Origin of the sequence: Streptomyces sp. NPDC051940, assembly GCF_040680895.1 — a bacterium.
GTDB lineage: Bacteria > Actinomycetota > Actinomycetes > Streptomycetales > Streptomycetaceae > Streptomyces.
In genome coordinates, this window is the sequence record NZ_JBFAXR010000104.1 from 1 (window position 1) to 18953 (window position 18953).

At 73.5% G+C, this 18953-nt stretch carries 18 protein-coding genes; 7 read left to right on the forward strand and 11 right to left on the reverse strand.

Annotation, left to right across the window (positions count from 1 at the left end; translation table 11 throughout):
- Positions 1 to 478 precede the first annotated feature (478 nt).
- A complete protein-coding gene (locus AB0M28_RS30330) occupies positions 479 to 1192 on the forward strand; it encodes a flavodoxin family protein (protein WP_365412056.1) in 714 nt (237 codons plus the stop codon).
- A gap of 3 nt (positions 1193 to 1195) precedes the next feature.
- On the opposite strand, the gene AB0M28_RS30335 is transcribed toward AB0M28_RS30330, so the two are convergent.
- Together AB0M28_RS30335 and pnuC are read right to left on the reverse strand one after the other, a co-directional pair.
- Positions 1196 to 2263, reverse strand: a complete 1068-nt coding sequence (locus AB0M28_RS30335; RefSeq protein WP_365412059.1) for an AAA family ATPase — start codon at positions 2261 to 2263, stop codon at positions 1196 to 1198.
- 17 nt (positions 2264 to 2280) lie between these two features.
- Positions 2281 to 2910 (reverse strand): nicotinamide riboside transporter PnuC, encoded by a 630-nt coding sequence (gene pnuC, locus AB0M28_RS30340; protein ID WP_365412062.1) that lies wholly within the window; start codon positions 2908 to 2910, stop codon positions 2281 to 2283.
- A 79-nt stretch (positions 2911 to 2989) separates the two neighbouring features.
- On the opposite strand from pnuC, the gene AB0M28_RS30345 reads away from it, so the two are divergent.
- A complete protein-coding gene (locus tag AB0M28_RS30345) occupies positions 2990 to 3421 on the forward strand; it encodes a protein-tyrosine phosphatase family protein (protein WP_365412065.1) in 432 nt (143 codons plus the stop codon).
- Here the strand turns inward: AB0M28_RS30345 and AB0M28_RS30350 are convergent.
- On the reverse strand, positions 3408 to 4721 hold the full coding sequence (locus AB0M28_RS30350; protein ID WP_365412068.1) for an L-fuconate dehydratase: 1314 nt from the start codon (positions 4719 to 4721) through the stop codon (positions 3408 to 3410). The genes AB0M28_RS30345 and AB0M28_RS30350 overlap by 14 nt on opposite strands.
- A 59-nt stretch (positions 4722 to 4780) precedes the next feature.
- A complete protein-coding gene (locus tag AB0M28_RS30355; RefSeq protein ID WP_365412071.1) occupies positions 4781 to 6199 on the reverse strand; it encodes an MFS transporter in 1419 nt (472 codons plus the stop codon).
- A 153-nt stretch (positions 6200 to 6352) separates the two neighbouring features.
- On the opposite strand from AB0M28_RS30355, the gene AB0M28_RS30360 reads away from it, so the two are divergent.
- A complete protein-coding gene (locus AB0M28_RS30360; protein WP_365412074.1) occupies positions 6353 to 7255 on the forward strand; it encodes a DUF2199 domain-containing protein in 903 nt (300 codons plus the stop codon).
- A gap of 9 nt (positions 7256 to 7264) precedes the next feature.
- Here AB0M28_RS30360 and AB0M28_RS30365 read toward each other — a convergent pair whose 3' ends face one another.
- The 3 genes from AB0M28_RS30365 to AB0M28_RS30375 form a co-directional block, all read right to left on the reverse strand.
- Positions 7265 to 8422, reverse strand: a complete 1158-nt coding sequence (locus tag AB0M28_RS30365) for an acetyl-CoA C-acetyltransferase (RefSeq protein WP_365412077.1) — start codon at positions 8420 to 8422, stop codon at positions 7265 to 7267.
- Positions 8423 to 8527: 105 nt separating this feature from the next.
- Positions 8528 to 9772: a serpin family protein gene (locus AB0M28_RS30370; protein ID WP_365412080.1), complete on the reverse strand. Its 1245-nt coding sequence runs from the start codon at positions 9770 to 9772 to the stop codon at positions 8528 to 8530.
- Positions 9773 to 9834: 62 nt separating this feature from the next.
- Complete coding sequence (locus tag AB0M28_RS30375) at positions 9835 to 10416, reverse strand: pyridoxal 5'-phosphate synthase (protein ID WP_365412083.1); 582 nt, start codon at positions 10414 to 10416, stop codon at positions 9835 to 9837.
- Positions 10417 to 10512: 96 nt separating this feature from the next.
- On the opposite strand from AB0M28_RS30375, the gene AB0M28_RS30380 reads away from it, so the two are divergent.
- Entirely contained in the window at positions 10513 to 11052 is a 540-nt protein-coding gene (locus tag AB0M28_RS30380) for a CchlQ (protein ID WP_365412086.1), read from the forward strand.
- 11 nt (positions 11053 to 11063) lie between these two features.
- On the opposite strand, the gene AB0M28_RS30385 is transcribed toward AB0M28_RS30380, so the two are convergent.
- The 3 genes from AB0M28_RS30385 to AB0M28_RS30395 all read right to left on the reverse strand — a co-directional run bounded on the left by AB0M28_RS30385 (position 11064) and on the right by AB0M28_RS30395 (position 13517).
- A complete protein-coding gene (locus AB0M28_RS30385) occupies positions 11064 to 11531 on the reverse strand; it encodes a hypothetical protein (RefSeq protein ID WP_365412089.1) in 468 nt (155 codons plus the stop codon).
- A gap of 148 nt (positions 11532 to 11679) precedes the next feature.
- Positions 11680 to 13029: a hypothetical protein gene (locus AB0M28_RS30390; RefSeq protein WP_365412092.1), complete on the reverse strand. Its 1350-nt coding sequence runs from the start codon at positions 13027 to 13029 to the stop codon at positions 11680 to 11682.
- Positions 13026 to 13517 (reverse strand): DUF1269 domain-containing protein, encoded by a 492-nt coding sequence (locus AB0M28_RS30395; RefSeq protein ID WP_365412095.1) that lies wholly within the window; start codon positions 13515 to 13517, stop codon positions 13026 to 13028. Before AB0M28_RS30395 ends, AB0M28_RS30390 begins: the two co-directional genes overlap by 4 nt.
- Before the next feature lie 95 nt (positions 13518 to 13612).
- Here AB0M28_RS30395 and AB0M28_RS30400 point away from each other — a divergent pair, with 95 nt between their 5' ends.
- Complete coding sequence (locus tag AB0M28_RS30400) at positions 13613 to 14647, forward strand: AI-2E family transporter (RefSeq protein ID WP_365412098.1); 1035 nt, start codon at positions 13613 to 13615, stop codon at positions 14645 to 14647.
- Positions 14648 to 14703: 56 nt separating this feature from the next.
- A complete protein-coding gene (locus AB0M28_RS30405) occupies positions 14704 to 15306 on the forward strand; it encodes a potassium channel family protein (protein WP_365412101.1) in 603 nt (200 codons plus the stop codon).
- On the opposite strand, the gene AB0M28_RS30410 is transcribed toward AB0M28_RS30405, so the two are convergent.
- Positions 15199 to 16191 (reverse strand): DUF389 domain-containing protein, encoded by a 993-nt coding sequence (locus AB0M28_RS30410; protein ID WP_365412104.1) that lies wholly within the window; start codon positions 16189 to 16191, stop codon positions 15199 to 15201. The genes AB0M28_RS30405 and AB0M28_RS30410 overlap by 108 nt on opposite strands.
- A gap of 378 nt (positions 16192 to 16569) precedes the next feature.
- Between AB0M28_RS30410 and AB0M28_RS30415 the strand changes: the two genes are divergently transcribed.
- Positions 16570 to 18864: a SpoIIE family protein phosphatase gene (locus tag AB0M28_RS30415; protein WP_365412107.1), complete on the forward strand. Its 2295-nt coding sequence runs from the start codon at positions 16570 to 16572 to the stop codon at positions 18862 to 18864.
- The last annotated feature ends 89 nt before the right edge of the window (positions 18865 to 18953 follow it).

Here is an 18953-nt window from a genome sequence, read left to right on the forward strand (position 1 = left end):
GGCAGGAACCCGAGCGCCAGGAACGCAAAACCGGCGGCAGCAGGTCCGCGGAAAAGGGCCACGCACCAGGGACCAGGAGCCGGAGGCAGGAACCCGAGCGCCAGGAACGCAAAACCGGCGGCAGCAGGTCCGCGGAAAAGGGCCACGCACCAGGGACCAGGAGCCGGAGGCAGGAACCCAGGCGCCAGGAACGCAAAACCGGCGGCAGCGGGCTCGGGGAAGAGGGCCGGGCACCAGGGACCAGGGGCGGGGGCAAGAGCCCGCGTACCCGAAACGCCCGGGAGCCGGGAAGCCGAGGCCCGGACGGTCGCGCGTCAGGCGAGCCCCGGCCCCGAGGACCGAATGCCCAAGGCCCCCGCCCCCCGCCATCCGGGTGGACCTCCGTCCCCTGCCCCTCCGGCCCATGGACACCGGCCCCCGCCGCCGCACAGCCTGGCGTTCACACACCCGCATCCCACGGAACCGGAAGGCGCCCCCCATGAGCGACGACTGGCGCTACGACGACCTGCGCGCCACCTACATCAACTGCACCCTCAAACGCTCCCCCGAGGTCAGCAACACCGAGGGTCTCATCGAGCGCAGCCGCGCCGTGATGGAGGCGCACGGGGTCAAGACCGAGCTGATCCGCGCCGTCGACCACGACATCGCGACCGGCGTCTGGCCGGACATGACCGAGCACGGATGGCAGACCGACGAGTGGCCCGCGCTGTACGAGCAGGTGATGGCCTCCGACATCCTGGTGCTCGCCGGGCCCATCTGGCTCGGCGACAACAGCTCCGTGATGAAGCAGGTCATCGAGCGCCTGTACGCCTGCTCCAGCATCCTCAACGAGCAGGGGCAGTACGCGTACTACGGCCGCGCCGGCGGCTGCCTCATCACCGGCAACGAGGACGGTGTGAAGCACTGCGCCATGAACGTCCTCTACAGCCTGCAGCACCTCGGCTACACCATCCCGCCGCAGGCCGACGCCGGGTGGATCGGCGAGGCGGGGCCCGGGCCGTCGTACCTCGACGCCGGGTCGGGCGGACCGGAGAACGACTTCACCAACCGCAACACGGCCTTCATGTCCTGGAACCTGATGCACCTCGCCGCGCTCCTCAAGCGCAGCGGCGGCATCCCCGCCCACGGCAACCAGCGGTCGGAGTGGGACGCGGGCTGCCGCTTCGACTTCCCGAACCCCGACTACCGATAGCCCCTACCGCCGCTCCGGCAGCGGGTCCGCGAACCCCCAGCCCTCCGCCAGCAGCCCGTCCACCGCCGCCACCGCCTGCGTGAGCCTGGCCTGCGGCGTACCGGAGACGAGCTGGAAGCGGCGGCCGGTACGCGTCAGTTCGGCGCGGAAACGCTCCGTCATCCACGGCCGCAGCTCCTCGCCGTCCCGCAGGCCGTCGTCCTCGAAGGGGACCCCGGCGTGGTCCGTCAGCAGCCACAGGTGCTGGCGGCCGCGCGCGGCGATCCGGGCGACCTCCGCGCTGGGACTCCCCAGGTACCGCTCGTGCCAGACGGTCGTCGCGAAGGCGTCCGTGTCGCAGACCAGTACCGGGGAGCCCGCGCGGGCCGCCCGGTCCTCCCGGGCCTGCTGCTCGGCGGCGATCAGCGGGAACTCCTCCGACGCGAAGGACACGTCCGTCCACACGGCCCCGGGTCCCAGATCCGCGAGCTTGCGCTCGCTGAACTCCCGCCCGTACTCCGCCACGTACTCCGTCGACGCCCACACCCCGCCCCGCGCCCGGTAGTGCCCGGCGAGCGCCTGCGCCAGCGTCGTCGTGCCCGTCGACTCGGCGCCCAGCACCACGACCCGCCGCGCCAGCGCGCCCCGCACGGGCGCCGCCAGATACGGCCAGCAGCCCACCGGGTCCTTGCGCACGGCCGTGCCGGACACGGGGAAGGCGGTGCGGTCCGGGTCGACGGCGACATGGGCCGCGCCGAGGCGGCGCCCCAGCTCCCCGCCGTACGGCTCGGACGTGAACACGGCGTCGACACGGCCCGGAACGGCCGCCCGGAAGACGGCGACGTGCGCCGCCCACACGTCCGGGTCCAGCAGGTCCACCGGGATGTCGTCGACCGCGCCGACCACGTCCGCGTACGGATGGACCTCCCGCATCCACGCCACCCGGTCGGCCAGCGGCACCGACTCCACCGACGAGGCGCACACCAGGACCGTCAGCCGCTCGCACGCTTCGGCCGCCGTCCGTACGAGGTGATGGTGGCCGGCGTGCGGCGGATAGAACTTCCCGAGCACGAGCCCGTGTCCGTACCTCACGCCGTCACCGCGATACCTCACGCCGTCACCGCGATCCGCGCCACCAGGTCCCGCCGCCAGCTGCGCAGCCCCGCCGCGCACAGGGCGAGGAAGCCGACGTACAGCAGGGACGTCAGATACAGCTCCTTGTACGCGTACAGCGGGATGTAGACCAGGTCCGCCGCGATCCAGATCCACCACGACTCGACGAGCTTGCGGCACTGCCCGTACGTCGCCATCAGGGACAGCACGGTCGTCAGCGCGTCCCACTGCGGGACGGTCGAGTCCGTCGCCCGGTCGAGCAGCAGCGTCAGCCCGGCGCATCCCGCGGCGCCCGCCGCGAGCAGCCACGCCCACTCGTGCCGCGCGGTACGGCGTACGGGCAGCCGGTCGGCGGGTCCGCCGCCGTGGGTCCAGCTCCACCAGCCGAAGCAGGCCAGGGCGATGAACACGATCTGCAGACCGGCGTCCGCGTACAGCCCGGCGTCGGTGAACAGCAGGATGAACAGCAGGTTGTTCGCGATGCCGACGGCCCAGTTCGCCAGGTGCTGGCGGGCCACCAGCCAGACGCACAGGGCCCCGCTGCCGAAGCCGAGCACCTCCGTCCAGCTGACGGGTGTCTCCAGCACGGTGAACAGCGGCTCCTGCAGCGCCCCCAGCGGATCCATGGCCGCCCCCCTTCATTCTCGTCCCCCCGACGATAAATTATCGTCGGGGGGACGTAAAGGGGTTACTAGAATCGCCCCCATGACCTGGATCACCGACGAGGACCACGGCGTACTCACCCTCCCCTCCGGCCGGCTCATCCGCGGCCGGGGGCTGAGCAGGCCGCTGCCGCCCGGGCGGCGGCCGGAGTTCGCGGTCCACCTCCTCGGGCGGGAGCCCGAGCCCGTCGACTGGGAGTCGCGCTGGCTGCGCTGGCCGGACTTCCGGCTGCCCGCCGACCGCGAGCAGGCGCGCACGCTGCTTCACGAGGCGTGGGAGCGGTCCGCGCACGAGCGCGTGGAGTTCGCGTGCGCCGGGGGCCGCGGGCGTACGGGGACGGCGCTCGCGTGCGTCGCCGTGCTGGACGGGGTGCCGGCGGACGAGGCCGTGCGGTACGTACGGGAGCGCTACGACCGGCACGCGGTCGAGACCCCGTGGCAGCGGCGTTACGTCGAGCGGTTCACGCGGCCTTGAGGTCGGCGGCCCAGAAGAAGCCGTCCGGATAGCTGAACTCGGCGATGGACCCGGCCAGCATCTCCGCCGAGAAACCGGGGCTCCGCGGCGCCGTGTAGTGCCCGTCGCGGATCACCACCGGGTCGGCGAAGTGGCCGTGGAGATGGTCGACGTACTCGATGACCCGGTCCTCCACCGTGCCGGACAGGGCCACGTAGTCGAACATCGACAGGTGCTGCACCAGCTCGCACAGCCCGACGCCGCCCGCGTGCGGGCACACGGGGACGCCGAACTTGGCGGCGAGGAGGAGGATCGCCAGGTTCTCGTTGACCCCGCCGACCCGCGCCGCGTCCAGCTGCAGGACGTCGATCGCCTGCGCCTGCAGCAGCTGCTTGAAGACGACGCGGTTGTGGACGTGTTCGCCGGTGGCGACCTTCACCGGGGCGACGCCGCGGCGGACGGCCGCATGGCCGAGGATGTCGTCCGGGCTGGTCGGCTCCTCGATCCAGTACGGGTCGAAGGCGGCAAGCTCCCGCGTCCAGGCGATGGCCTCCGGTACGTCCCAGCGCTGGTTGGCGTCCACGGCGATACGGATCGCGGGGCCGACCGCCTCCCGCGCGGCGCGCATTCGGCGGACGTCGTCCGCCAGATCGGCGCCGACCTTCAGCTTGATCTGGGTGAAGCCGGCGGCGACCGCCTCGCGCGCGAGACGGGTGAGCTTCTCGTCGGAGTAGCCGAGCCAGCCGGGCGAGGTGGTGTATGCCGGGTAGCCGCGCTCGAGCAGCGTCCCTTCGCGCAGCGAAGCGCCGTCCTTTCCACGCCGCAGAAGGGCGACGGCTTCGTCGCGGGTAAGGGCGTCACCGAGGTAGCGGAAGTCGACCTGGGAGGCGAGCCATTCGGGGTCGCCGTCCGCGAGCAGCTTCCACAGGGGTACGCCGGCCCGCCTGGCGGCGAGGTCCCAGACGGCGTTGACCACGGCCCCGATGGCCATGTGCATCACGCCCTTCTCCGGACCCAGCCAGCGCAGCTGGCTGTCACCGATCAGCTCGCGGCTCAGGGAGCCGGGGTCGGCGCACAGCTCGTCGACGGAACGTCCGATCACATGGGGCCGCAACGCCTCGATGGCGGCCACCTGTACGTCGTTGCCGCGGCCGATGGTGAACGTGAAGCCGTGGCCGTCGCCGGCCGCGGAGCGCAGCACGACATAGGCCGCGGAGTAGTCGGGATCCGGGTTCATGGCGTCGGATCCGTCCAGCTCCCGGGAGGTCGGGAAGCGGATGTCGTACGTCTCGAGCGCGGTGATGGCAGGCGTCGTCGTCACGCTGACCTCTCAGGGAGCAGGGGGGTGACGCCGATGATTCATCGGATCTATAGGCAGCGTCAAGCCCGCACTGCCTGCCCAGTCGCCTCATAGGTCCGATGACTTGCCACAGAAGCAGCCTTACGACGCATCGCCGCGAGCCGTCTCGTACAGCCGCGGGCCTGTACGAGCGACAGCCCGGCGAGCACCCCGCCCAGCGCCACCCAGCCCACCGGACCGGCGGCCATCACCACTCCGGTGACCAGCGGCGGACCGGCCGACTTCTGCACCGACTGGGACATCCCCGCCACCCCCAGATACGGCGCCCGCGCCTCCTCGGGCGCCAGCGAGACCGCCAGCTCCCACGAACTCACCGACCGCATCAGCTCGGCGAGGGTGACCATCACGGCGGTCGCCACCAGCAGGACCGACGCCCACACCGCGCCCCCGAGGCCGGAGAGCCCCAGCAGCACGCACGCCCCGGCGACCAGCACGCCGTACCGGCGCAGCGCCCGCACGGCACCCCGCGGACCGGGGAAGCGGGCGGAGACGCGGAGCTGGAGCAGCACGACCAGCACGGTGTTGACGATCAGGAAGAGCGGGACGAGCATGTGCGGCGCGTCGGTGCGGTCGACCAGCCACAGCGGGAGGCCGGCCATGAGGACGGTGTCGTCCAGGGTGAGCGGGACGTCGAGGAGGACGAAGCGCAGATAACCCTTGTCCCGCCAGGGGTTGCCGCCCCGGGCACCGCGCCCGGCATCCCGCCCGGCGGGAGCGGCCGCGGCAGCGGCCGCCCGGGCCTCCCCCCGCACCCGGGTGCACCGCACCAGCGCCGCCGCCGCCAGGAACGACACCGCGTTCAGCACGATGAGCACCCGGTACGCACCCTCCGTTCCCACCGCCAGCCCGATCGCCGCGACGCCCGCACCCGTCGCGTGCCCGGCGTTCGCGACGGTCCGGAACAGCGCCTGGTACGTCCCCCGCCGCTCCCCCGCGACGTCGGTGGCGAACACCATCTCCAGCGTCTTGGCCGCCCGGTCGGCGGCACAGGTCAGCGCGACGACGGGCAGCAGCGTCGCGAAGTCGTCCAGGGCCAGCAGCAGGCCGACCGTGCCGACGCGCAGCAGATGGCAGGCGACGAGCAGGGTCCGTACGGAGAAGACCGCCGCCAGCCGGCCGCCCACCGGCGAACCGGCGATCCCCGCCACGCCCGCGACGCCCAGCAGGAGTCCGATCCGGCCGGCGTCGAGGCCGACGACGAACGTGAAGTAGAGGACGGCCGTCGCGGACCATGCGCCGGTGCCGGTGCGGTCGAGGTACTGGGCGGTCAGCATGATCCGGGCGTCCCGGCCGCCGGGCGGCCGGCGCAGCTGGGCGATCAGCCCGGCCTTCGGCGCGCTCCCCGCGCTCGGCGCGCTCCCCGCGCTCGGTGCGCTCCCCGCGTTCGGTCCGCTCCCCGGCTCCGGCGCACCCCCGGGCTTCCCCGCGCTCCCCGACATCCGGCCGCCCCTTCCCGTACACACCCCGCCGAGAAATCTCGACATCAAGATAACCGCCGCACAGTCTCGCCGTAGAGATTCTTGACGTCAAGAGATATTCGGGAGCCGCTCCGCCGCACCCCGCCCGCACCGCGCCGAGTAGGGTCCCTGGGCATGGACGCCATCCCCACCCCCGTCTGCTCCTGCTGCGGCACCTCGCTGCCCGACGCCGACCGTATCGATGTCCGCTTCCTGCTGCCGGACGCCGTCCTCGAGGCTCCCGAGGAGGCGCGGGAGAAGGTGAACGGCTGGCTGCTGCGGGTCGCCGGCGCCGGGGCGTTCGCCCGGTGCCTGCTGCCGGTGCGGCTCAGCGGGGGGACGGAGCTGGTCATCGGCACCTGGCTGCGGGTCGACGAGGACGACCTGCGCCGGGCCGCGGAGGTCCACGAGAGCCCGGAGTACGCGGACCTCGTCCTGCGCGGCACGCTCGCCAACGCGATCCGGCCCTGGGGCGACGGGCTGCTCTCGGCCGGCGTCACGGCGCGGGTGCGCGACACGGAGGAGATCCCGTACGCCGAGACCTCCGACGACGCGCTGGCCGGGCGGATCCTCGGCGAGACCTGGGACCGGGACGAGGTGCTGCGGGCCTTCGGCCATCCGCTCCCGGTCGCCGTCCGGGCGCGGCTGGACGAGAACTGGAGCATCGAGCGCTCGGCCGGCCTCGCGGGCCGGGTGGAGAACTCGACGCACCAGTTCGGCGCCCAGGACCGGGCCGTCTACGTGGACGTCTTCACCGACCACGACCGCCGGCCCGCGGAGGAGTTCCTCGAGGTGTTCGTGGCGCAGTCCCCGCCGGTCCCGGAGGACCAGCGGCTGACCGAGCGGGCGGAGGACGGCACGCTGCGGCACGCCTTCTGGCACGAGGGGCCCGACGACGCGGGCCGGATCCGGCAGAACTTCTACGGCTTCGTCGTCCGTCCCGGCTCGGCGCTGGTGATGGGCTGCTTCTTCGACGAGGCGGAGCTGCTGCCCTGGGCCCGCCATGTGTGGCGGTCGGCCGCTTACACGGAGGGCTGAGCCGGGCCCTCACAGCCGCTCGATGACCGTCACGTTCGCCTGGCCGCCGCCCTCGCACATCGTCTGGAGGCCGTAGCGGCCGCCCGTGCGCTCCAGTTCGTGCAGCAGCGTCGTCATCAGGCGGGCGCCGGTCGCGCCCAGGGGGTGGCCGAGGGAGATCGCGCCGCCGTTCACGTTGACCCGGGCCGGGTCCGTGCCCGTCTCCTTCAGCCAGGCCAGGACCACGGGGGCGAACGCCTCGTTGATCTCCACCAGGTCGATGGCGTCGAGCGTCATCCCGCTCTTCTTCATCGCGTACGCCGTCGCCGGTATCGGCGCCGTCAGCATCCGGATCGGATCCTCGCCCCGTACCGACAGGTGGTGGATCCGGGCGCGCGGGGTGAGCCCGTGTTCGCGGACCGCGCGCTCGCTCGCGATCAGCAGCGCCGCGGCGCCGTCCGAGACCTGGGAGGAGCAGGCGGCGGTGATCGTGCCGCCCGGCATCACGGGCTTCAGGGCGGCCATCTTCGCCAGCGACGTGTCCCGGCGCGGGCCCTCGTCCGTGCGCGTCTGCCCGTACGGGACGGTCTCCCGCTCGAAGCGGCCCTCGTCGATGGCGCGTACGGCACGCTGGTGCGAGCGCAGCGCGAACTCCTCCATGTCCGTACGGGAGATGCCCCACTGCTTCGCGATCGTCTCGGCGCCGTAGAACTGGTTGACGGCCCGGTCGCCGTACCGCTCCTGCCAGCCCACGCTGCCGGCGTACGGACCCTGTGTCAGGCCCAGCGGCTCGGCGGCCTGCCGCGTGGCGTAGGCGATGGGGATCATCGACATGTTCTGCACACCGCCCGCGACCACCAGGTCCTGCGTCCCGGAGAGCACGCCCTGCGCCGCGAAGTGCAGCGCCTGCTGCGACGATCCGCACTGCCGGTCCACGGTCACCCCCGGCACCTCCTGCGGCAGTCCGGCCGCCAGCCACGCCGTACGGGCGATGTCCCCGGCCTGCGGGCCGACCGTGTCCAGGCAGCCGAAGACGACGTCCTCGACGGCGGCGGGGTCGACGCCCGTGCGCTCCATGAGCGCCTTCAGCACGTGGGCGCCGAGGTCGGCCGGGTGTACGGCGGCGAGGGTGCCGTTCTTCCTGCCGACGGGGGTGCGGACTGCTTCGACGATGTACGCCTCGGGCATCAGGGCTCCTTCGCGCTGCGGCAGCCGCGGAACCGCGGCGATCGACCAAACACTTGCTAGGGTCGGCAGGTTGAGAAGTCAAGGCATGTTCCCGGGGCTTCCCCCTCAGCCCCGCGGGTCGTTCACCGCGCCGAGGAAGAGGACCGCGCCCGTCGTCCGGTCGGAGATGGTGAACGCGAACGGGCGGTCGACGCGGAAGACCAGCGGAGGGATCGCCGGCTCGGACGTCAGCACCGAGCCGCCCGAGACGGCGGCCGCCTCGGTGCCCTTCTCGTCGACCCGGATGTACGTCTTGTGCGCCACCACGTCCAGGGCGCCCCTTTCGGCCGTCATCCGGGAGAAGTCGACGTCGCCGGCGAACGCCGGCCCCATCCCCAGCGCCCGCAGGCTGTCGTTGAGCCGCCGGCTCCAGGTGAGCTCGAAACGCGGCAGCGCCAGCTCCCCCACCTCCGTCCCGGTGAGGGCGCCGACGGCCGCCCGCCACTCGTCGAGATCCAGCTGGTCGAGAAGGGCGGGGAGTCCGTCCGAGCTCAGGTCGGGCAGCAGGATCTCCATGCCGTAGCGCTTGCTCTTGCCGTACGGCAGGCGCAGCATCTGGTAGCCGTAGCGCTGGGCGTGGTCGAGCCTCGCACCCCCGTTCATCATCGGCACCTTCGCCGACTGCCCGGGGGCGAGCTGGAAGTCCTCGTCCCGGGTGTCCTCCGGGCGGAACGGGAAGGTCCACTTGCCCAGGAAGTACACGGCGTTCACCAGGACCACCAGGACGGCCGGGTCCGGCAGCCCCAGGTCCTCCGCGATCTTGTCGATACGGCCGTGGGTGCGCTCGTCCACCCAGTGGTCGATCTCCCGCGCCGTCTCGGGAGCGGCGAAGTCGGCCTGGTCGACCGTGGCGCCGAACGTCCGCTCGGCGTACGTGCGGTAGTCCTCGCGCAGCCGCAGCCCCTCGGCGGCCCACAGGGCGTTGGAGACGTCCAGTGTCACGTCCTCGGTGTCCGCGAGCGTGCGCAGCAGCGCGCCGACGCGTACGTCGCGGGAGTCGGCCAGGTGCAGGACCTTGCCCATGGCCCGCGCGGTCTCCCCGCCGGCCCCGGCCAGCAGCAGCGCCAGCAGCGCCGCCACGGACACGGGCGAGATGACGGTGTTACGGCCGGACGCGGCCACCTCCCGCATCAGGTCAAAGCCGAACGCGTCCACGGCCTCGGCGACGGCGCGCGCGTCGCCGGGGCGCAGATCGGCGACCAGCTCGGCGTTGATGCGCGCCGCGTCCCCGGGTGGACCGGAGTCTCCGTCGCCGCAGGAGGCGGCGAGCAGGCCGAGTGCGGCCAGCAGGAACGTGCGTCGTGTCGTCATCGGAGCACCCCTCCCCCGGGCTGGTTCACCGGTCCGACGCGCGCGGGTGTGATCCGGTTCCGTCAGGGCTGGAGCAACTGCCGGTGCCAGGCGGCGCCTTCCGCCTCCCGCGCGTAACGAACGCTCAGGTGTACGCGGTCGGCCGCCTGCTGCCAGAACTCCACGCCGTACGGGACGAGGCGGTAGCAGCGCCACTCCTCGGGCCGGGCGATCGCGGCCTCCCCGCCGCGGAGTTCCGCCGCCGCGGCGCGCAGCCGCTCCGGGTCGTCCAGGGGGCGGCTCTGCGCCGACACCGCCGTCGCCGCCCGGAACTCGCGGGGGCGCAGGGCGAAGACGCGGTCGGCCTCCGCCTCCGGCAGGAGTTCGACAGGGCCGGACACCGTGAGCTGGCGCTCGGGCCAGACGTAGGTGGCCGACGCCCAGGGGCGGGCGGCGAGTTGGCGGCCCTTGCGGCTGCCGGTGAAGGTGCTGAACAGCAGGCCGCGGTCGTCGGTGTGCGCGATCATCACGGCCCGGGTGCTCGGGCGGCCGTCGTCCCCGACCGTCGCCAGCACCGCGGCGTACGGCTCGTGGGCGCCGCTGCCGGGCGCGTCCGCCAGCCACTGCCGCAGTACGGGGTACGGGTCCTCGGGGCCGGCGGTCATGCGGCCAGCATCGCACGCGGTGATGTGGCCGGCATCGCATGCGGCGGTGGTGCGGCCCTGTTGCCGGTGCGCCGCGCGGGCGCATAGCGTGCCGGGGTGGACTGGGGGACTCTGGCCGCCACCTGTGGCGGCGCCGTTATCGCCATCTCGGGGACCGTGCTCGCCGACCGCCTGCGCAACCGGCACGAGGACGACCGGGGGCTGGAGGGGCGGCGCCGGCAGGTCTACATCGAGTTCGTGTCCGCCGCGGGCCTCGCGCACACCCGCCTGCGGGAGCTGGCCCAGCAGGGGCCCGGGAGCGCGGAGCTCGACCAGGCCAGCCGGGACGCACTGGTCGACGCGGGGCTGTACGAGGTGCGGGAGCGGCTGTACATCGACGCCGGCGTGCCCGTCGCCGCCGCCGGGCAGCGGATGTTCGAGCGGCTGCGCGCGCTGCGCAAAGTGGTCGCCTCGGGAGCCGCGATGGCTTCCGAGGCGTTCCACGACGCGTACCACCCGTACATCGACGCCGTCTGGGCCTACCGGGTGGCCGTCCGCTCCGAGCTCGAGGGCGAGTCGCTCGTCCCGTCCGGCTTCGGCTGGGATGCCTGGGACGGGCGGGAGCGCTGCCCGCGGTGCGCGGGGGCGGGCTCGTGAGCGAGTAGCGGTCAGATCAGGGGCTGCGACTTGTCCGTGCACAGCGACCAGATGACGAACACGCCGAGCGCGATGGCGACGACGGCCCACACCGGCTGGTACGGCAGCCACATGAAGTTGGCGATCACGACCAGCGACGCCAGCGCCACACCCACCACCCGGGCCCAGGTGGCGCCCTTGAAGACGCCCCAGCCGGCGATCGCGGTGATCACACCGAGGATGAGGTGGATCCAGCCCCAGGCGGTCGTGTTGAACTCGAAGACGTAGTCGCCGATCGCGGCGTACACGTCGTCCTTCGCGATGCCCGCGATGCCCTGGAAGACGGCGATGACACCGTAGACGAGCATCAGCACGCCCGCGAATATCGTTCCGCCGCTCGCCCATTCGCTGCCGCTGTCGTGTGGCGGGGGCGCCGCGCCCTGCCCTGTGGGCGGCGGGTTCGGTGAGCTCGGGGTGGACGGGGGCGTCGATGTGCTCATGGCCATCGCTCCTTCTGCGCGGGCCGGCCGGGTGGCCGGCTGTGACCTTCAGGGTCGGTGGGCTGGGGGGCGGCGGCCACCGGCCGTAGGCCGACCGGGTGAGCCTTCCGCGAACTCGTCGGGCAGGGGACGCCCGTGCCGCCCACCGTCATGCCGCCTTGGGCGTCCCCTCCGTGGAGCCGGGGCCCTGCTCCTCGTCCGCCGGCGCCTCCCCGTCTCCGCCCGTGTCGAGGAACTCGATGACGGCGAGCACCGCCAGCAGGGCGACCACCAGCAGGATCACCACCCACGCCGTCGGCGAGGACCACAGCACCACCGCCAGCGCGGCGAGCGCGACCGCGCCCCAGTTCAGCCAGGACTTGAAGCGGTGCACCCACGGACCCACCGGCCCGAGGCGCATGCCCGCGTGGGTGGCGGCGTGGCGGGTGGCGCCGATACCGGAGTCCCACATGGCGTGTACGGCCCGGGCGCGCTTGCCGCGGCCGGTGAGCCAGGCGCCGAGTGCCACGAGGATCCCGACGACGGCGACCGTCCGGATCCCGCGGCGCAGGAAGCGGATGAGGATGTCGTACACCGAGCCGGCGGCGGGCTGGGAGACACCGGAGGGCAGGGCGTCCAGATAGAGGGGCCGGAAGATGGTCAGCGCCAGGCCCAGGATCAGGACTCCGGCGGCCACCCCGAGGGCCGCGGCGACGAGCGCACGGCGCGTGTGGGTGGCCAGCCAGACGCCGACGGCGAGCAGGGCCAGGGCGAGGATCGGCAGCCAGTTGCCGGTGATCTCCAGCAGCCGGAAGCCGCGCTTGGCCTTCCCGATGTCGTCGGACTGCACCAGGGTGAAGTTGGTGTGGATGTCCGGGATGTTGTTCGCGAGCGTCAGGCCCTGGTCCACCAGCCGCTGTTTGACCTGGTCGATGACCGGGGCGAGGTCGAGCGTGGCGGCGTCGTTCGTGAGCTTGACCGCGCCGCCGCCCTCGCCGGTCAGGGCCTTGTTGATGGAGGCGTGGGCCGTGCGGTTGACGTCCTCCCAGACGGTGGCGAAGGCGTCGCTGGCCACGAACCGCTGCGCCGCGCCCTGCACGAAGCTGCGCAGGGCGTCGTTCAGCGGTCCCTCCAGCCGGCCGAGCGCCTTGTCCAGGGCGGGCCGGTCCTCGGGGGCGACCTGCTGGATGAGGGCGTCGGTGTCGACGTGGTCCATGACCGCGTCCGTCACCCGGTTCGCGACGGCCTTCTGCACGTCGGGGTCCTCGGCGAGCGGGGCCACGGTGGAGACGTACTGGTCGGTGTCGCCGACGATGTTGGACGCCCAGATGGCGACGACGCTCAGCGGGGCCAGGATGCAGCCCAGCACGATGAGCACGGACGAGAAGAACGACTTCGTGCGGTGCCGGCGCGGCTTGGCCGCGGCCCGCTCCGCCTCCAGCCGCGCGACCTTCGCCCGCAGTTCGACGATCTCGGCGTCCGGGCGGTCCGCGCCGCCAGCGCCGTCCGGGGTGCTCACTCGGCCCCGAAGACCGCGCGCAGCTTGGCCTCGGCCTCGCTGTCGAGGTTGCTGTGCACCAGCTCGGCGTGGTTCGTCCCGGGCAGCGCGTCGTGCAGGCGCTCGGTGACCGCGTCCCTGGAGAGCAGGAACAGGGCCGACGTACCGGGGGTGATCTTCGCCTTGACGTCGTCGATGAACGAGTCGTCGATGCCGACGTCCGCGAGCTTGCCGCCCAGTGCGCCGCTCGCGGCGCCGACGGCCGCACCCAGCAGCGGTACGAAGAAGATCAGGCCGAACAGCATGCCCCAGAAGGTGCCCGAGAGGGCTCCGGCGCCGACGAGGTTGTTCAGCTGCCTGGTCTTCGGCTTCGGCTTTCCCTCCACCCAGGAGACGACCGCGGCGTCCTCCACCGTGATCAGGCCCTGGCGCTGCAGGTTCAGCAGGTTCATCTCGGCCTGCTCGGCACCGTCGGCCGTGTCGAACTTCCACACCGTGAAGGTGGCCATGCGTCCTCCGGGAGGTGTCGGCTTCTCAGCGCAACCCAGTTAATCCGAAAAGCGAAGGGTGCGCGATATGGGGCTGTTTGTGGTGAAGTGCTGCTATGCAGGAGCCGCGCCCCCTTCCCGCCGTCGTCCGCTCGGCCGCGGCATGGAGCGCCGCACTGCTGTTGATCGGCGCGCTCGCGGCGGCGCTGGTGTTGCTGTTCGTATGGCTGCGGGCGGGGCTCGTGCCGGTGCTGCTGGCGCTGCTCGTCGTCGCGCTGCTGGAACCCGTCGACCGGTGGCTGCGCCGGATGGGCGTACCGCGGGGGGCGGCCGCCGGGCTGACCTGCGTGGCCCTGGTGGTGGGCGTGGGCGGGGCGTTGTGGCTGCTGGTCACCGTTCTGGCGGAGACCGCCGGTGACATCACGGACTATCTGGCCCAGGCGGCGGACTCGGTCACCGGGGAGGGGCCGCTGGCCAGGATGGTCAAGGGGGCTGCGGACGGACTGAGCGATCTGGGCTCGGCCCTCGCGACGACGGCCGCCAAGGGGGTGCTGTCGGGGCTCGGGATGGCGGCGCAGGTGCTCGCCGGGGCGGTGCTGACGCTGGCGCTGGCCTTCTTCATCCTGCGCGACCGGGTCCGCGCGGTGGCGGCGCTGCGCGCGCTGTCCCCGGCCCGGCACCGGGACCTGGTGGTGGCCATGGCCCGGCGGGCGTACCGGGCGATGGCCGGCTTCATGCGGGGTACGACGATCATCGCGCTGATCGACGCCACGTTCATCGCGATCGGGCTGGCGCTGCTCGGGGTCCCGCACGCGGGGTCGCTGGGGGCGCTGGTGTTCTTCGGGGCGTACGTGCCGTACGTCGGCGCGTTCCTCACCGGGGCGGTGGCCGTGCTGGTGGCCCTCGGGGACGGCGGGATCGGCGAGGCGTTCGCGGCGCTGGGCGTGGTGCTGGCGGTGCAACTCCTGGAGGGCAGCGTGCTGCAGCCGATGATCCAGAGCCGTACGGTCTCGATGCACCCGGCGCTGGTGATGGTGGCCGTCACCGCCGGCGCGGCGGTGGGCGGGCTGCTGGGGGCGCTGCTGGCGGTGCCGCTGGCCGCGGGGGCGTTCGGGATGGTGGCGGAGCTACGGGACAGGCGGGCTGTATGAACCGGTCTCAACAAGCGCCGGGGCCGGTGCGGCGGCGGCGGAGCCGGGCGTGGCGGATGATCGTCTGGGCCGGGGTGCCGGGGGTGCTGGCGGCGGTGTACTTCTTCCTGCCGCTGCACTGGTTCGGGCCCGAGCGGCCCGTGCTCAGCTGGGGTGCGTTCGCCATGGTGCTCGCGCTGATCGCGGTGCTGCTGCTGAAGGAGATCCGCGACGTGCTCGTGGACCGGCGGGACACCCGGCCGGCGGTCGTCATCCCGCTGCTGATGGCGGCGACGGTGCTCACGTTCGCGGCGTCGTACGTCGAGCTGGCCCGCCATAAGGGGGAGTTCGAGGGCCTGAACACGCGGGTCGACGCGATCTACTTCACCGTCGTGACGCTGGCGACCGTCGGTTACGGCGACATCGTCCCGCGCGGGCAGGCGGGGAAGCTGGTCGTCCTGCTGCAGATCCTGTACACGTTCGTGTTCCTCACCGCCGGGGCGACGGCCCTGACCCAGCGGGTACGGCGCCGGGTCGGCGAGCGGCTGGGCACGCCGCCCGTCGAGGCCGCGTCAGGGCACCGCGGGCGGCGGGCGCTCGCGGACGCGGCGCCACAGGGAGCGCTGGGCCGCGAGGGTGACGACGCCGGTGGCGATGAGGACGACCAGGTTCAGGGCTAGCTGGCCCAGCGAGGCCAGGGCCTCGGACCAGTCGCCGAAGCCCAGGGCCACGCCCATGTCCGCGGCTGCCGGGATGGTGGTGGCCGAGATGAACACCCCGAGCAGGGTGCCCGCGCGGTCCAGGGTGAGCGAGACGACGCCCACGGCGCCGGCGACGACCGCCACCACGACGGAGTAGAAGTTCGGGGTGCCGACGAGGTGCGACACGGGCTGCAGGCCCCGGTCGAACGCAGCCGGCTGCAGGTCGAAGGCCCGGACGAGCGCGGCGAACCCGAACGTCGCCGCGATGGCGAGCGTGAAGCCGACGGTCAGGGCCGCGGCGGCCCGCCGTACGGGGTCGAGGGTCCGGCGCTCCAGGCCGTAGGCGAGCGCGGCGATCGCGCCGTACTCGGGGCCGACGACCATCGCGCCGACGACCACGATCTGGGAGTTGGTGAGGATGCCGACCGCGCCGATGATGCCCGCCGCCACCAGCAGCAGATAGAAGCTCGGCCGGTAGACGCTGCCCTCGCGGATCCGGGCCGCGACCAGCTCCCACACGGGCGCGCTGGCCAGCGGTCCGAGCAGCAGGTGCTCCGCGCTGCGGGCGGTCGCGGACGCGGAGAGGGCGACGGTGTCGACGTGGAGCGACACCTCCTCGCCGGCGCCGAGGGCGCGCAGTTCGCGCAGCAGCTGGTTGGCGGCGCCCGCCAGGACGTGGCACTCGATGACGTCCAGGGTCTGTACGCCGTTCCTGGCGGGCAGCACGGTCAGGTCGAAGACGTACGGATCGCGGCGCAGCATCACGGCCATCCGGTCGACGGTCTCCGGCGGCCCGCCCAGCCGGACCCGCAGCATCTCCAGGGCGGAGGTCCACACGGGACTGCCCGAGCTCACCTCAGGCATACGGACCTCCGCTGTGCGGGGGGTTCGGGGGCCTCCCCGGGGGAGGGGGCGCCTCCCGCGAGCGGGGAGCTGAGGCCGTCCCCCGGCAAGGGGGTCCGGCGGCCGCCCGCCGGCAGGTCCGAGCGCCCATGCCCACCTCCAAGCCGGTCACCCGGCCGACCCGGTTCCGGCCGGGGGGCCGGGGCCGGGCCCCGGGAAGGCGCGGCACCGTGGTGGACCTCCAGGCGGCTTCCGCCACTATCCGCACGCCTCGGCGGGGCGCGCAACCGGATCGGCACGGGGTGCCCGCGTGCGGGTGGCCGCCGAGCGGCGGAGACCACCCGCGCCGCTTAGCCTGCGTCAAGAGGTGAGCGCGGCGCGGAAAGCGGTGAGGGTGGCATGCCGGAGTCGAGCGGGGCACGGGACGCACACGGGGACGCGGGGTCTCCGCGCGCCTCCCCCGCCGACCAGGACCCGCTGGGCAGCGCCCTGCTGCGCGCCCTGTTCACCCAGGTGCCCGTCAGCCTGTACGTGCTCGACGACGAGCTGCGTCTGGTCCGCGCCGGCCGGCACGGCCCCGCCGGCCCGGGCGAGATGGTGGCCGCGCCCCCCGAATGGGCCTCGCCCCGCCTCGGCGGTTCGAAGGACGTCACCGGCATGCTCCAGGACGTGCTGCGCACCGGCGATCCGGTGGTCGACGCCGTGCTCCCCGACCACGGCCTGCCGGTCGGGGGACAGGTGCTGTCCGCCTCCGTACTCCGGCTGGAGGACACCGCGGGCGGCCCGATCGGCCTGGTGGTGGCCGTGCGCGACACCACCGTCCGCCACCGCGCCCAGCAGCGCCTGCGCCTGCTGCACCGCGCGAGCGGCCGCGTCGGCACGACGCTCGACGTGTTCCGTACCGCGCAGGAGCTGGCCGAGGCCGCCGTCCCCCACTTCGCGGGCGGCGCGGCCGTCGACATCCTCGACTCCGTGGTGCACGGCGACGCGCCCGCCCCCGGCCCCGTCGTCGATGTGTCCGTCCGGCGGGCGGGGTTCGCCTGGGCGGACGAGCGGGTGCAGGAGGGGGCGTTCCCGATCGGGGCGGTACGGATCATGCGGCTGGGCACTCCGCTGGCCCAGTCCCTGGCGGACGTCCGGCCCCGGCTCGTACGCGAACTGCGTCCGGACGACCCGTGGCTGGTCCGCGACCCCGCCCGCGCCCGGCTGCTGCGGTTCGCCGGCGCGCACTCCCTGCTGACGGTGCCGATGGTCGCCCGCGGCGTGGTGCTGGGCCTCGCGGCCTTCTACCGCTGCCGGGACGAGCCGGCGTTCGACGACGACGACGTCGCGCTGGCCACCGAACTGGTCGAACGGGCGGCGCTCGCCGTGGACAACGCCCGCCGCTTCACCCGCGAGCACACCATCGCCGGTCTGCTGCAGCGCACGCTGGTGCCGATGCGCCTGCCGGCGCACACCGCGGTGCGCACCGCGCACACCTACCTCCCGGTGGCCTCCGGCGGCACCTGGTACGACGTACTCCCGCTGTCGGGCGCCCGGGTGGGCCTGGTGGTGGGCGAGGTCGTGGGCCGCGGCCTGCGGGCGGTCACGGCGATGGGCCGGCTGCGCACGGCGGTCGCGACGCTGGCCGCGCTGGACATGGATCCGGGCGAGCTGATGGGCCGGGTGCACGACCTGACGGTGCAACTCGGCAACGAGCAGGCCGACCTGGAGCAGGAGGCCGTCTCCGGTACGGCGGACCCCGACACGGTGCGGGGCACGCTGCTGAAGCGGGATCCGGCCGACGGACTGGGCGAGGTCACAGGGCTCGGCGAACTCGGCGAACCGGAGGAACTCGAAGAGCGCGACGACCTCGCAGAATTCGACGACCTCGAAGAACTCGACGAGCACGCCCACCGCCGCGACCTCGACCACGACCCGCGCCCCCTCACCGCCACCTGCCTGTTCGCCGTCTACGACCCCGTCACCGGCGAGTGCACCCTGGCCCGTGCCGGGCACTCCGCGCCCGTGATCGTCCCGCCCGGGGAGCCGGCCCGGGCCGCGCCCGGCGGCCCGGGCCCCGCGCTGGGCCGGGGCGAGGCCGTGTACCCGGTGACCACCTTCGACGTACCGCCCGACAGCGTCCTCGCCCTGCACAGCACCGCGCTGACCCGCGCGGTGCCGGACGGGGCGGAGCGGGCGGCGCTCATCGGCACCGTGGTGGCGGCCCAGGCCGCCGGCTCGCTGCAGGAGGCGTGCGACGCCGCGGTGACGGCGCTGCTCCCGGAACGCCCCGCGCGCGACGACGTCCTGCTGCTGCTGGCCCGCACCCGTGTCCTCGGCCCCGGCCAGGTCGGGTCGTGGACCCTGCCGCCGCAGGACGAGAGCGCCAGCGCGGCCCGGCAGTCGGCGGTCCGCCAACTCGCCGAGTGGGGGCTGGAGCAGCTGACCCCCACCGTGGAGCTGGTGGTCAGCGAGCTGGTGACCAACGCCGTGCGCTACTCCACGGGTCCCATCGAACTGCGGCTGATCCGCGACGACTCCCTCGTCTGCGAGGTCTCCGACACCTCCAGCGCCTCCCCGCACCAGCGCCACGCCAGCGCCGACGACGAGGGCGGCCGCGGCCTGTTCCTGGTGTCGCAGCTGGCCGGCCAGTGGGGCATCCGCCACCACGACCGGGGCAAGACGGTGTGGGCCGCGCTGCCCCTGCCGTGACTCCCCTGCTGTAACGCCCCTGCCCTGACGCCCGCGACCGGCCCGACTCCGGATGCGATTCGCCCCGATGCGTGAGAGTTTCTACGCAT

Bases quoted from the DNA above. Each gene is read 5' to 3' on its own strand.
- AB0M28_RS30330 (WP_365412056.1), top strand. From the start codon at position 479: ATGAGCGACGACTGGCGCTACGACGACCTGCGCGCCACCTACATCAAC.
- pnuC (WP_365412062.1), bottom strand. From the start codon at position 2,910: ATGGATCCGCTGGGGGCGCTGCAGGAGCCGCTGTTCACCGTGCTGGAG.
- AB0M28_RS30345 (WP_365412065.1), top strand. From the start codon at position 2,990: ATGACCTGGATCACCGACGAGGACCACGGCGTACTCACCCTCCCCTCC.
- AB0M28_RS30355 (WP_365412071.1), bottom strand. From the start codon at position 6,199: ATGTCGGGGAGCGCGGGGAAGCCCGGGGGTGCGCCGGAGCCGGGGAGC.
- AB0M28_RS30360 (WP_365412074.1), top strand. From the start codon at position 6,353: ATGGACGCCATCCCCACCCCCGTCTGCTCCTGCTGCGGCACCTCGCTG.
- AB0M28_RS30365 (WP_365412077.1), bottom strand. From the start codon at position 8,422: ATGCCCGAGGCGTACATCGTCGAAGCAGTCCGCACCCCCGTCGGCAGG.
- AB0M28_RS30370 (WP_365412080.1), bottom strand. From the start codon at position 9,772: ATGACGACACGACGCACGTTCCTGCTGGCCGCACTCGGCCTGCTCGCC.
- AB0M28_RS30375 (WP_365412083.1), bottom strand. From the start codon at position 10,416: ATGACCGCCGGCCCCGAGGACCCGTACCCCGTACTGCGGCAGTGGCTG.
- AB0M28_RS30385 (WP_365412089.1), bottom strand. From the start codon at position 11,531: ATGAGCACATCGACGCCCCCGTCCACCCCGAGCTCACCGAACCCGCCG.
- AB0M28_RS30395 (WP_365412095.1), bottom strand. From the start codon at position 13,517: ATGGCCACCTTCACGGTGTGGAAGTTCGACACGGCCGACGGTGCCGAG.
- AB0M28_RS30400 (WP_365412098.1), top strand. From the start codon at position 13,613: ATGCAGGAGCCGCGCCCCCTTCCCGCCGTCGTCCGCTCGGCCGCGGCA.
- AB0M28_RS30405 (WP_365412101.1), top strand. From the start codon at position 14,704: ATGATCGTCTGGGCCGGGGTGCCGGGGGTGCTGGCGGCGGTGTACTTC.
- AB0M28_RS30410 (WP_365412104.1), bottom strand. From the start codon at position 16,191: ATGCCTGAGGTGAGCTCGGGCAGTCCCGTGTGGACCTCCGCCCTGGAG.
- AB0M28_RS30415 (WP_365412107.1), top strand. From the start codon at position 16,570: ATGCCGGAGTCGAGCGGGGCACGGGACGCACACGGGGACGCGGGGTCT.